Origin of the sequence: Paenibacillus tianjinensis, from assembly GCF_017086365.1 — a bacterium.
Lineage (GTDB): Bacteria > Bacillota > Bacilli > Paenibacillales > Paenibacillaceae > Paenibacillus_AQ > Paenibacillus_AQ tianjinensis.
Map to the genome: position 1 here is coordinate 5,892,675 of NZ_CP070969.1, position 13,179 is coordinate 5,905,853.

The following is a 13,179-nucleotide window of genomic DNA, read 5'->3' on the forward strand; positions in this document are numbered from 1 at the left end:
CAAGCATATTTATTTGTTTTTATTTGTGATTAATTTCACTTTATATACTGATTATATTGTGATTTTTCTCACATTACAAGTATAATTGTGATTTTTCTCACATTGTTCACAAATGGGTTCGTCTGATGCCGCGTTAGCTGCAGCCTGTGCCCTGCTCCGATTGCCTTAGTTTCTCCGAACGGATGCAGTTTATGTCCTTCGGCAGCAGGGAGCAGGAGGAAGCGGAGGAGAATTCAGCTGTGAATAAAAACAGTGCCAGGCGGATTCCGCTTGGCACTGGGAGTTTATAGGATATGCACTCTATAATAAGGCTATTCTATTCCAGACCGTGAAGTACACCGTCTTCGTCCACCCGAAGCCCTTCAGCCGCCGGCTTGGCCGGAAGTCCCGGCATGGTGACGATATTGCCTGTTATCACAACAGCAAAGCCGGCGCCAAGCGACAATGTAATATCCCGGATGCCCATTGTGAAGCCCTCAGGGGCGCCCAGCAGTCTCGGTTGGTCAGAGAAGGAATACGGGGTTTTGGCCATGCATACCTGAAGCTGCTGCAGGCCAAGCTTCTCGATGACGGCCAGGCTGCGTTTCGCCGCCGGTGAGAAGGCTACCCCGGAACCGTGATAAATTTCAGTGACGATTTTGTTGATTTTGGACGGAATGTCCAGATAATCCTCATACAGTGGAGCGAACTTCAGAGCCTGATCGCGGCCGAGCAGCTTTTTCAGTTCGGTTGCCAGCTCCTCCCCGCCCGCACTGCCCTCGGCCCATACCTTAGAAACAGCAGCAGGTACGCCCAAGCGGCGGCAAGCCTCCAGCACATCGCCTACCTCATCCGGCGAATCGCCTTCAAAATGATTTAGCGCCACCAGTACCGGCACACCGAATTTACCGAGATTCTCAATATGGCGCTCCATGTTCGCAAGTCCCGAGAGCAGCGCGGCCCGGTTGCCGGCATACAGCTCTTCCTTGCGCACACCGCCGTTATACTTCAGTGATTTCACCGTAACAACCAGCACGGCTGCCGAAGGGGCAAGGCCCGCCTGGCGGCATTTGATATCCATGAATTTCTCTGCACCGAGATCGGCTCCAAAGCCGGCTTCCGTCACGACCACCTCGCCAAGCTTGAGCGCATAGCGGGTACCAATGACACTGCTGCAGCCGTGGGCGATGTTGGCGAAAGGACCGCCGTGGACAATCACCGGTGTTCCTTCCAGCGTCTGCACCAGATTAGGCTTCACCGCTTCTTTCAGCAGCGCAGTCATGGCCTCTACCGCACCGATATCCTTGGCCGTCACCGGCTGGCCCTGCATGTCATAGCCGACCAGCATCCGGCTCAGCCGCTGCTTCAGATCGGCAAGGTCGCTGCACAAACAGAGCACGGCCATGATCTCAGAAGCCGTTGTAATCTGGAATCCGCTCTCGCGTACCGTTCCATTGCCGTCTCCGAGCCCGGTCACAATGCTGCGCAGGCTCCGGTCATTCATGTCCAGGACACGCTTCCAGACGATACGCTGTGGATCAAGACCTAGAAGGTTGCCCTGGAAAATATGGTTATCAATCATTGCCGACAGCAGATTATGCGCAGATGTAACCGCATGGATATCTCCTGTAAAGTGAAGGTTGATCTCATCCGCCGGAACAATCTGCGCCTTGCCGCCGCCGGTAGCTCCACCCTTCATCCCCAGGCAAGGACCGAGCGAAGGCTCGCGAAGTGCGGCTACCGTCTTAACTCCTGCCGCATTCATCGCCTGGGCCAGTCCGATGGTTGTTAACGTCTTGCCTTCCCCTGCGGGGGTAGGATTAACTGCGGTAACCAGTACCAGCTTGCCATCCGGCTTATGCTTCAGTTCCTCCCATAAGGAGGGGGCGAGCTTGCTTTTATATTTACCGTAAAGCTCCAAATGCTCCTCATTGATCCCTGCTGCCGATGCCACCTCTGTAATTAACCTCATAACTTTTTAAAAACCCTCCTGCCGTTATTATCCTGTTCAGCTTCCCTGTTTATACCCAAATGTCATCGTGAGCGGTAATGTTCCTCTTTCAAAGAATACAGTGTCCCTGAAAAGCGTCAAGGACTATTTTCACTGTGCATCCTTAGTGCAGCTTTCATATCTCCAAACAAAAAGAAACGGCATAGCCGTCCTTATATGGACAGTATCCGTTTCTTCGGGAATGAACAGGATAAGCAGCAGGCTACAGCAAAGACTCAATAAGCCCCTTCATGGTTTCAGGCGATTCCTTCGGTTCCACCCGTGCTGTCACATTTCCGCTGCGGTCTACAAGAAACTTGGTGAAATTCCACTGGATGTCACTGCTCTCACCCTCACCCGGCTGCTGCCCCTTCAAATATTGAAATAGCGGGCTGGCTTCCGGTCCGTTTACATCAATTTTGGCGAAGATAGGGAATTTAACACCATAGTTGATCTGGCAGAATTCTTCGGCTTCCTCGCTCGTACCCGGCTCCTGGCCGGCGAATTGATTACAGGGAAAGCCCAGAACCACAAGTCCTTGATCGCCATACTGTTCGTAAAGCTTCTGAAGATCGCCATACTGCGGAGTAAGTCCGCATTTGCTGGCAGTGTTGGCTATCAGCAACACCTTGCCTTCATAATCCTTAAGCGGCACTTCCTTACCCGAAGGGGTCACTCCGGCAAAACTGTAGATCGACATTCGCTCTTCATCCTTTCCATGGCCTCATGTGTCCACCCTATCATACCGTAAGCAGGCACATGAATACAAAATCAGGCCATGCTTCACTGCTGCGCCAGCTTCACCAGCATATGCGCCAGCCGGTGTCTTTCTTCTTTGCTGCCGACCTTCCACAGCTCCAGCAGGAGCTTCTCTTCACTATTGCGCGGCTCTTCATGTGCGGCCAGATAATCAGCGATTTTTTCTGCTGCCACAGCGAGCTGTTCTTCGCCCAGGCCGATTTTTTGCGCCAATTGAATGCGCTTACTCAAATAAGCTTTAAAATCCTCAAAGTTATTCAAGATCCGCTCTTTCTGTTCCGGTTCAATCCGCTCCAAGGCATCATCCACCCGGTTAATGCTGAGATTTCCATCCTTGCTGACCACATGATTATGTTCGGACATCTTGATCGCCTCCGTCTCTCAAGAATAGGGTTTCCCACTACTTAACCAGCCGTATCCGGGGTGAACCACCGGCGGACTCCCGTTCACCCGCTCCCCCCGCCAACCTTATAAAAAAAACAGGCGGCCCGTAAACCGGAACCGCCTGCTTTATTATTTCGACACCGGAACGGCATCGTAGTATTCTTCCAGGGTGATGCCTTTTGCAGCGATCTCTTCAGCAATATCCTGACCTACATAACGGATGTGCCAAGGCTCGTACATATAACCGGTAATTCCCTGCTTGCCTTCAGGATAGCGGATAATAAAACCGTATTCGGCAGCGTGGGCGGCCAGCCAGTCGGCTTCCTTCGTTCCCCCGAAGCAGCTCTCAGCGGCGCATTTACCGTCACTGCCCGATACGTCAATCGCCAGACCTGTCTGATGCTCACTGTGACCGGGCACTGCACTGTACGTGCGGGCCTTCTCTTCGCCGTCTCTGGCTACATAATTGTTAAACAGCCTGGTCTGCGTCTTCTCGGAACGGTAGGCAGACACACCCGCCAAATTGACACCGTCCTTCTTCGCGCCTGCGAACATCCGCTCCAGTGCCCCGGCTGCAGTCTTGCGCATCATCCGCTTCTCGATCTTTTCCGAGAAAATAAACGGCACATCCGGATACACCAGATCGGCAGGCTTGTACCCGTCCGGCAGCTGATACTGTTTGTTGACCATAACAGTCATACTGTCCGGTTCTGCGGCAGTCTGCTCCGCTGCAGGGTCGCCTGTACTGCTGCTGCCCGCGTCAGTGGGCTTAGCCGTTGCAGGCTTAGCGGTTGGGGCCGGCGAAGGCTCTGCGCTAGCCTGATTGCCGGAATTGTCCGGCTTGTCCGCAGGTGCAGTGGTAGGCTCGCTCCCTGTGGCCGCATCCGATGCCTCCGGAGCATCCGAGGCTACTGCCGAAGGGAGGGGCGAGGGCTCGGGCGACGAGTCTGGCGGAGCCTGAAGATCATTTCCCGCACCTGCGGACGCACCTTCTTCTATGGAAGCCGATGGAGAAGGGGAGGTGTATTTACCGATCCCCCAGCCCACGGCAATCACGGCGATAAACAAGATAACAATTTTGACAGTCCTAGACATATGCTGCTGCTTCCTCTCAAGTAAGTTATAAATGCTTCATGCTGTACATGTACATTATAGACAAGCTTTGCGTCCAAAATGTTTCAAATTTTTAAATAACTTAAATATCTCTCCGGCGCCTGCTGCAGACGAAAAAAAATGTTACCACAGAACGTCAGCAGCAAGCTGACCGCCCTATGGTAACAAGTTTTAAGGATGACATCCGGCGCCCTATCTGGATGAGCCGCGCCCACCGCGTGAGCCGCCGGAGTTCTTGCCGCGGCCGCCGCCACGGGACTGGCTGCCGCTTCCGCCGCTGCGTCCGCCCGAGCCGAAGCCGCCTTTGCCGCCCTTGGAGCCGCCGCGTGAACCGCCGCCCTTAGAAGCCGGTGCGGACGTGCTCCAGGCACCTGCCTCATTGCTGCGGGCCACATTGGCTCTATGCTTAGGGCTGGCCTGAGCCCCGCCCGGGTTGTAGCCGCTGCCGGAGCCTGCCCCTTTGGAGGCGCCGTAGCTGAAGCCGCCGGCTTCCGCGCCGCGTGTTACATTGGCGCTGTAGCCGCTGCTCGGGCCGCCACCAGAACCGGCGGCCCCTCTGCCGCCGCGCTGGCCGGCGGCTTTCGTTCCGGCTGCAGAGCCTGCAGCCGCGCTGTTACTGCGGGGGTCGAAGCTGCCGTAGCCGCCGCCCGGTCTTGGCTTCGCCGCGCCTCTGCCGGCGGATTCCCCGCCTCTAGGCGCAGCTGCGCCATAAGCGCTGCGCTTGGCCCCGGCCGCTTCCTTGCGGCCGCGGTTCTCGGCAGGCGCGTCCCAGCTGCCTGCTTCTTTGCCGCGTGCGCGTTCGCCAAGGCGTGCACCGGCTTCCGCACGCGGCGCACCGCCGCTGCGTCCCTGGCCGCGCCCGCCGCGGCCGGCACGCGCCGGTTCCGGCGCGCCGCTCCGGCGGCCGCCCCGCGGGGAGCCGCCGCCCTGCACAGCGGTGAATTCGCCTACGCCGAATTCATCCTTCTCGTAGCGGCGGCGGTCCAGCCGCTGGGAAATCCCGTGCTCGATCAGGTCGAGCAGGTTGTATTCACGCGGCGAGGCGAGGGTGATCGCCAGGCCTTTGCCGCCCGCCCGGCCGGTCCGGCCGATCCGGTGGATATAGCTGTCCGCATCCAGCGGCAGGTCATAGTTGAAGACATGAGTAATCCCTTCAACGTCAAGGCCCCGGGCGGCAACGTCCGTTGCAACCAGAAGCTGCAGCTTGGCATCGCGGAACCGCTTCATGACCGCTTCACGCTTGCCCTGGGACAGATCACCGTGCAGCTCGTCACAGTCGTAGCCTGCTGCCTGCAGCGCTTCGTTCAGCTTCGACACCCGGCGCTTGGTCCGGCAGAAAATAATCGCGAGGTATGGACGGTCCCGCTCAATCAGTGCCTGCAGCGCTTCTTCCTTATTGCGGTCTGAGCATTCAACGACCTGCTGGCGGATATTGTCCAGCGGGATCGGCGAGCCGCTCTTAATGATGATATCAAGCGGCTCCTTCATATAATTCGCAGCCAGACGTTTGATCGGATCCGGCATCGTCGCAGAGAACAGCATCGTCTGACGGCGGTAAGGCACAGCCGTGATAATCGTCTCCACATCCTCCAGGAAGCCCATATGCAGCATCTGGTCTGCTTCATCGAGGACGAGCATCTTCACTCCGTTCAGATCCAGCGTCTCGCGGCGCAGATGGTCAAGCACTCTTCCCGGCGTACCGATAATCAGATGTCTGCCGCCCTCCAGCTTGCGCAGCTGCTTCTCCACATCCTGCCCGCCGTATACAGCCAGAATCTTCACACCCGTATGACGCGCCAGCTTGCGCGCCTCTTCGGTAATCTGCAGTGCCAGCTCGCGTGTCGGCGCCAGAATCAGCGCCTGCGGATAAGCCGCCTCTACGCGGATCTTGTCCATAATCGGCAGCAGGAAGGCCAGTGTCTTCCCCGTACCTGTCTTTGCTCTGGCAATGACATCCAGACCCTGCACCAGCGGCGGAATGGATTCTTCCTGGACCGGCGTCGGCTTGACGATGCCTTGTCCTTTTAGCAGATCAGTCAATACTTCAGAAACTCCTAATCCCTTAAAACCTGACAATTGCTCCACCTCACTAAATTCTTGGATATATTCGGATTACATAACTTATAGGCATCCATGTTCGGAGTAATGTACGTTCATATTCCCTCATTAAGGGGCAAACAAAAGCGGAAGAACCCGTCTACCCAGGTCCTTCCGTCCCATTTGCCGCCTCTTGCCCTGCAGGTGCGCGGTCAAAGTTCGGTTTCTAGGGCAGCAGCGATCCACCGGACATTCATGACGGCACTCCTTTTGCGTTCCATTACACTCTATACAATAGTCTGTCCGGCTTTTGACGCACGGAAACAGTAAGCTTAGAAAGTTATCCTTCTTATTGTACTTGATATCAGGGCATTTGTGTGTAACTGCGCGATAATAATTATTCCGGGACCCGTCATAGCTAGAATCTGCCCGATTTAAAAATTGACAGCAGCAGCCAGATCACCATCAGCAGCGCTATGACTGAACCGATCTCCACGGTGGGGAAATCCCATAGCAGCGAAGGCTCGCCGCGCAGCGATGAACCGATAATCAGTCCGGCCATAATGATGCTGAAGGCAAGCAGCACAATGCTGAACGACAGGCGGTTGCCGACCCGGCTGAACTTATGCTCCAGATCCTTCAGCTCGGGAACCCCTACCTCCACCTTCAGCTTGCCGCTGCTGATCAGCGCTGACAGCTGCCGGGCCTGTGAAGGGAGCTCCACCAGGCTTTCAGCCAGATCAGCGACACCGCCGAGCAGCTTGCGCTGCACCCGTCTGCTGCTGAAGCGCTGCTTCACCAGCTGCCTGCCAAAGGGCTCAGCCATCTGCACAATACTGAAGGAAGGGTCCAGATTCGCCACAATCCCCTCCAGCGTCAGCATTGTTTTGCCAAGCATCGCCAGATCCGGCGGAATGACCAGCCTGTGCTTACGGGCAATGCCGAACAAATCGTTCAATGCCTTGCCGATACTCACCTGATTGAACGGGATGTCATAATAGGACTCCCGCATCCGGTCCATATCATCCCGCAGCGCTGCACGGTCGGCATTCTCGGGAATAACCCCCAGACGCAGAATCGCCCGCACCATCGAATCGGTATTCCTGCGCATCAGCGCAATGACCAGTGCAGACAGACTGTCCTTCATCTCTTCGCTGAGCCGCCCGACCATCCCGAAATCAATCAGTGCCAGCTTGCCGTTCTCCAGCAGCATCACATTGCCGGGATGGGGATCGGCATGAAAAAAGCCGTGAATAAAGATCTGGTCCAGCATCATCTCTACCAGCTGCTGCGCAATGGTCTTCAGCTTCATCCCCCGCCCCAGCAGCTCCTCCCGGCGGTTCAGGGTAATCCCGCTGACGAATTCCATGGTCAGGACCCTGGCCGAGCTGTAATCCCAATAGATCGCGGGAATCACAACCTTGGCTTTAGCTTGCTCCGGCTGCTGGCCGGCAATGCGCTCGGCATTACGGCCCTCCTGGGCGTAATCCAGCTCGGCCAGCAGTGAGCGTGAGAATTCCTCCACCATCCGGGTCAGTCCATATTGCTTCGCCCAGTCCAGCCGTCTTTCGGCCAAGGCGCTTAGATCCTGAAGAATTTCCAGATCCCGGTTCATCGTGCGCGTCACACCCGGACGCTGTATCTTAACCGCTACGCTCTGGCCGCCGTGCAGCACGGCCCGGTGCACCTGGCCAATCGAAGCCGCAGCGATAGGGGTATCCTCAAACCTTTCAAAAATTTCATGAAGCGGCTGATCCAGCTCCTGCTCGACAATACTCCGCGCGGTCTCCGCCGAAAACGGCGGCACATTATCCTGCAGCTTGACCAGCTCCGCTATAATGGGCTCGGGCAGCAAATCGGAACGGGTGCTGGCGAGCTGGCCCAACTTCACAAAGGTCGGTCCTAAATCCTCCAGCACACGCCGTATGCGCTCTCCTACTGTCAGACTCGTATGAACCTCCTGCGTCATAATCCGGCGCGGCAATGACAGCAGATGGTAGAGCCCCAGCTCCTCCACCATATAGCCGAAGCCATGACGCATTAGCGCCATGGCAATGGTCCGGTACCGCCCGGCATGTCTGATTCGAACTGCCATTTAATCCGTACGCGTATCCGTCATAGTATCCTCCTGGGGAGAGGTGCCCTCCAGCTCGGCTACACGCCGCTCCAGTGCGGCAATCCGTGTTTCGAGTTCAGTAACATCGCTCTGTGCAGGAACCTTCAGCTCCTTGAGCACACGCTGAACCTGCTCCTGTACGGCGGTCTTGAACGCACCGCGTTCTTCTTCGCCGCGTTCCACCAGCCGGTCAACAAGCGCTTTGGATTCTGAGGGAGCGAGCTCCCCGCGTTTAACCAGCTCATCTACTGCCTTCTCGACCTTCTCTTTGCTGACAATGGTGAGGCCTACTCCTAAAGAGATTGCTTTTTTGAACAGATCACTCATGGCACTTTCCTCCCAAAGATTCCAGTTATGGATAAAGTATACCCCTTGTCGGCCTATTTCACAAAATTCAGGCTGCAAGGGGCAGGTTTAATGACAAGATGAAGTTATCTGGGAATGCGGGCTGCCCAAGTTGCCGCCCGCAGAATTAACTCACGGACTGCAGGATGGCGGAAGGAGGGCTCATGATGACCGGGCATCAGGAACACTACGCGTCCCTGCCCATAACTGTGACACCACGCTGCCGGGTACGTTTCGCCGTCCGCCTCGTATTCAAGCAGGATGGTCTTTTCTGTAAACGGATCAAACTCAAAGCGGTACGGCTCCTCATCCAGCTGAAAGTCCTCCATGCCCTCGGTAATATCATGCTCCCGTACTTTAAAGTTCAGGGAAGTATAGGGCGGATGGCCGGTAAATCTGCCGCCGATCAGCTGGGCCAGCTCATAGCGTTTAGCCAGTGATATGCCGGTATGCAGAACAATGAGTCCTCCCCCTCCGCTCACATAACTAAGCAGACCTGCGGTCTGCTGGGGAGAAACCGTCTCGTTCCACAACTCATTATAGGAAATGCATAGATCATAGCCGGCTAAATGCTCTCCGAGCAGCAGCTTTTTATTCTCTGAGCATTGTACGGTCAGCAGGTCATTCAGAATTTCGCTGATTTGTTTGTCCACGCCCTGCAGCGGGTGGAAACGGGGATGGGTATAATCGCCCAGCAGCAGGCATTTTCTCTTGTCCATAGGGATCCTCCTTCAAGGTTCTTCGGTTTAAAACGTCGCACATGTTGCTACTATTCTAAGTAAAACTGCTCCAGATGTCCATGTCAGCGCATAAAAGCAAAACCCGCCCAGGGGCGGGAATGAATTTCTTGCCTGACTCAGCGCCTTGCGGCTAAATACCGCCCCAATTCAACGAACATGCTACCCATCCGTTCATGTTCAGGCATCACGATCCTTTGCACGCCTTCCTCTAACAGAGCTTGGGAAGTAATCTTCCCTACAGAAACGGCCAGTACTCCATGTTCGAAGGCCTGCACCATTTCTTCCAGCTTGCCTTGCTCCCGTGCGTGCTGTGACAGGAACCGGAATTGCGGCGCACTGGTAAAAGCTACGGCATCGACTTTGCTCTCCAGGATGTCGGCCAGCAGCAGATCCAGCGCTCCCGGCTCCGGCGGGGTATGGCGGTAAGGCTGCACCTCACGGACCCTTGCTCCGGACGCTTCCAGCCAGGCTATCAGCTTGGGGGCGGATTCGCCATGCAGCTGCAGCACGATCTCTTTGCCCTGCAAATCGAATTCCTGCAGCCCCCGGATCAGTCCGCTGGTGCTTCCGTCGTCGTCACGGACAGCCGGGACCAGTCCGCGTTTCTTCAGGGCATTGACCGTTTTGTAGCCCCGCGCGGCAATAGGCGAACCGGCGAGAATCTCCAGAAAACGGCTGGCGATACCCATATTCTCAGCCATGCCGAATATCGCATCCAGCCCCATTCCTGTTGTCAGAATGACCCAATCCGGCGGCTGTGAGGTCCAGGCGGTCAGCCCTTGACGCAGCGCTTCATCATCCAGAAATACCGTGCCCTGGGCCGGACGATACACTGCGGTGCCGCCCATATTCTCCACAAGCCTGGCCATGTCCTCTGATTTGCGCGGACCTGCCAGAGCGACAGTAATCCCCTTTAATTGCTCTGCCATGAACTCTTCTCCCCTCGTAACCCTGCATTATTGTTTATCAGTATACTTGCAAAGGGCGGGAAAAGAAAAGTGCTGCCGGGTAATTCCTGATCAGGAAGCGCTGCCGGTATCCCCAGATTTGGCCTGATCTGCAGCGGCCCCTGCCTGCTCAGGATAAAGCTTGAAGCGGCCTACCAGCTTCTGCAGCTCTTCCGCCAGATGGCTCAGGTTCATCGTCGAAGAGGAAATTTCCTCCACGGCAGCTAGCTGTTCCTGAGCAGCGGCAGAGATCGTCTCTGTATTGCCGGCAGCCTCCCTGGAAATGCCGCCAATCTCGCCGATTGCCCGTTCCATGCTTACAGCTTCGGCCGTCAGGGAGCGTACGGCCCCGTCCATTGCTTCGATTTTTTCCGCTGCACCTTTAACTGCCCTGCGGATCCGTGAGAACGAACGGCCGGTGGTATCTACAGCCAGGATGCCGTCCGACACCTTGCTCTTCGCGCTTTCCATCGTCACTGTTGCCTGCTTCATCTCTTCGTTAATGGAGAAGATCTGCTCAGAAATCTGCCGGGCCGATTTCTCCGATTCTTCCGCCAGCTTGCGTACTTCAGAAGCGACGACTGCAAAACCGCGCCCCTGCTCACCCGCACGGGCGGCTTCGATGGAGGCATTCAGTGCCAGCAGATTGGTCTGACGCGAGATTCCCGTGATTACACCGACAATGCCGTGAATTTGCTCGGTCCGCTCATTCAGTTTGTCGATTACCCCGCCCAGCTCCTCCACGGTCTCTTGAATGCCGTTGATTTTGTCCACCACACTGATTACCGAATCGTTGCCCTCGGAAGCAGACTGCGACGTCTTGTCCATCATTGCCGAGACCTGCTCCATGAAGCCGGAAATGTTCTGAACCTCACCAGCTGTGGCTGCTGTGCTCTCCATTCCTTTTTCCACACTGTCCGCCTGGCGTTCTGTGCCTGCCGCTACTTCCTGAATCGCCAGAGTGACATGCTCGATGGCTCTGGTTGTCTGCTCTGCACCGGCTGCAAGTTCCTCAGCGGAAGAAGACACATCGTCGGTCATCTCCTGCACACCGATAATCATTTCACGGAGGCTGGCGACCATTGACCGGAAATTGTCGGCGAGCATGCCGAGCTCATCCCGGCGGAATATGCCAATATCCTCTGAAAGATCCCCTTTCGCAATTACCGCGGTAGCTTTGCGGAGCCTGTTAAGCGGCCGCAGAATGGACTCCACATTGAGGTAGATTATTACCAGTGCCAGCAAGACCGAGATGCCGATTACAAGAATAGCGGTATTGCGGATGTCGGCGGTCGCGCTGGATACCTCACTTTTACTGATGGTACCCCCGATTCTCCAGCCGGTTAGATCATTCAGCTTATAGGTCATTTTTTTTGGTAAATCCTTGTAAACATAATTAAAGGAGCCGGATTCGGATTCGAACATCTTCTTTACAAATTCCTCTTTGGATTCCTGCCCCAGCGTCTCTGTAGGATGTACAAGGTACTTTTTGCTGCTGTCGACAATGAAAATATAACCCTGCTCGCCCACTTTAATATTGGTCAGATCAGCCAGTGCCGACAGATCAAGGTCGAGCGCCACCACGCCGTTCCCCCCTTCAAGCACTGCCGAGATAGCGATCGCCGTCACCTTGTTTACTGTCTCAAAAGCAGGCGAGATTACGATACCCTGGCCGTGCTTAAGGGCATTGACATAGGAATTCTGCTTGCGCGGATCATACCCGTCCGGCAGCTTGGCCTCAGAAGCATGTAACGCAGCGGCCCGGCTCGTACCAACATAAATATCAAGTACATCCGGGTGCAGCGCAGCGTATTCCTTCAACCGGGCAGTAATATCAGCCGGGGCTCCTCCCGCTTCTGCATTGACTGCATCTGCAGTAAGCTGGGCAGCGAAATAATTGATATCATTTATTTTAGACTGGATGTTGGCATTGATGATCTCATTGGCCGCCGCTACGCTCTCCGCAGCATTATTCATCAGCTGTCCTTCTACCCTGCTGCTTGCGGACTGATAGGTCTGCCAGCCAATGATGATGCTGGGGACCAGCAGCACAAGCAGGTATGTCAGAATAAGCTTCATGCGGATGTTTATGTGGAATTTTTTGTTCATGGGGATTCACGCTCTCTTTCGTCTGGGTCTTAAGTATGAATGATTTAGTATAGGATATATATAATTATATATCGCACTTGGAATCCCTTTTTTTGAGCATTATTTATTCTTATAATCCTATAATATCTGAGAATTTTTATAGAAAAACAAAAAAGACCGTCCAAATGAAAACGGTCTTTTGTTATATAATTAACCTTTTCCCGCAGCCGCCCTGAATATTGCAGGTCCTGTCCAGCTCTTAATTTACAATCTTATTCTTACAGGCCGGGCATACGCCTCCGAATACCACATGGGCATGGGAAATGGTATATCCGGTTTCCTCAGCCACTGTATTCATCCATTCCTCCGGCACATGGGTCATCACTTCATCCACTGTACCACAGACGTCGCAAAGGATATGCTGGTGGTCGTCCAGGCGGGCATCGTATCTGCTGGCAGCCTCACCCAGCTTCAGCTCACGGATCATCTGTTTATCTGTAAGATAACGCAGCGAGTTATACACCGTGCCGTAGGCCAGGTTATGTCCCTGCTCTACCAGCCGGTTCATCACTTCTGCGGCAGTTGGATGGTCATGCGAATTACGGACGATATCATAAACGGCTTGCCGCTGTGAGGTCAAATTCAGGTTTCTCATCTTTATCATCCTTTAACTTATTTTTA

General features: G+C 55.0%; 11 protein-coding genes. All 11 read right to left on the minus strand.

Annotated features, from left to right (window positions below):
- Positions 1-316 precede the first annotated feature (316 nt).
- The 11 genes from JRJ22_RS27365 to JRJ22_RS27415 all read right to left on the minus strand — a co-directional run bounded on the left by JRJ22_RS27365 (position 317) and on the right by JRJ22_RS27415 (position 13,153).
- Positions 317-1,951 (minus strand): formate--tetrahydrofolate ligase, encoded by a 1,635-nt coding sequence (locus tag JRJ22_RS27365; RefSeq protein ID WP_206102334.1) that lies wholly within the window; start codon positions 1,949-1,951, stop codon positions 317-319.
- Positions 1,952-2,192: 241 nt separating this feature from the next.
- Positions 2,193-2,669 carry a glutathione peroxidase gene (locus tag JRJ22_RS27370; protein ID WP_206102335.1) on the minus strand — a complete coding sequence of 159 codons (477 nt, stop codon included), beginning with the start codon at positions 2,667-2,669 and terminating at the stop codon, positions 2,193-2,195.
- A gap of 83 nt (positions 2,670-2,752) precedes the next feature.
- Positions 2,753-3,091 (minus strand): DUF3243 domain-containing protein, encoded by a 339-nt coding sequence (locus JRJ22_RS27375; RefSeq protein ID WP_206102336.1) that lies wholly within the window; start codon positions 3,089-3,091, stop codon positions 2,753-2,755.
- 150 nt (positions 3,092-3,241) lie between these two features.
- A complete protein-coding gene (locus JRJ22_RS27380; RefSeq protein WP_206102337.1) occupies positions 3,242-4,207 on the minus strand; it encodes a M15 family metallopeptidase in 966 nt (321 codons plus the stop codon).
- Positions 4,208-4,417: 210 nt separating this feature from the next.
- Positions 4,418-6,301 (minus strand): DEAD/DEAH box helicase, encoded by a 1,884-nt coding sequence (locus tag JRJ22_RS27385; RefSeq protein WP_408637858.1) that lies wholly within the window; start codon positions 6,299-6,301, stop codon positions 4,418-4,420.
- A 379-nt stretch (positions 6,302-6,680) separates the two neighbouring features.
- Positions 6,681-8,357, minus strand: coding sequence for an ABC1 kinase family protein (locus JRJ22_RS27390; protein ID WP_206102338.1), 1,677 nt, complete (start codon positions 8,355-8,357; stop codon positions 6,681-6,683).
- Positions 8,358-8,705, minus strand: coding sequence for a phasin family protein (locus JRJ22_RS27395; protein WP_206102339.1), 348 nt, complete (start codon positions 8,703-8,705; stop codon positions 8,358-8,360).
- Positions 8,706-8,809: 104 nt separating this feature from the next.
- Positions 8,810-9,442 carry a ThuA domain-containing protein gene (locus tag JRJ22_RS27400; RefSeq protein ID WP_206102340.1) on the minus strand — a complete coding sequence of 211 codons (633 nt, stop codon included), beginning with the start codon at positions 9,440-9,442 and terminating at the stop codon, positions 8,810-8,812.
- Between the two features lie 137 nt (positions 9,443-9,579).
- Complete coding sequence (locus tag JRJ22_RS27405; RefSeq protein WP_206102341.1) at positions 9,580-10,392, minus strand: uroporphyrinogen-III synthase; 813 nt, start codon at positions 10,390-10,392, stop codon at positions 9,580-9,582.
- Between the two features lie 90 nt (positions 10,393-10,482).
- Complete coding sequence (locus tag JRJ22_RS27410) at positions 10,483-12,489, minus strand: methyl-accepting chemotaxis protein (RefSeq protein WP_206102342.1); 2,007 nt, start codon at positions 12,487-12,489, stop codon at positions 10,483-10,485.
- A 268-nt stretch (positions 12,490-12,757) separates the two neighbouring features.
- The gene (locus JRJ22_RS27415; protein ID WP_206102343.1) at positions 12,758-13,153 is read right to left on the minus strand and encodes a Fur family transcriptional regulator; all 396 of its coding nucleotides are present in this window, start codon (positions 13,151-13,153) and stop codon (positions 12,758-12,760) included.
- Between the last annotated feature and the right edge of the window lie 26 nt (positions 13,154-13,179).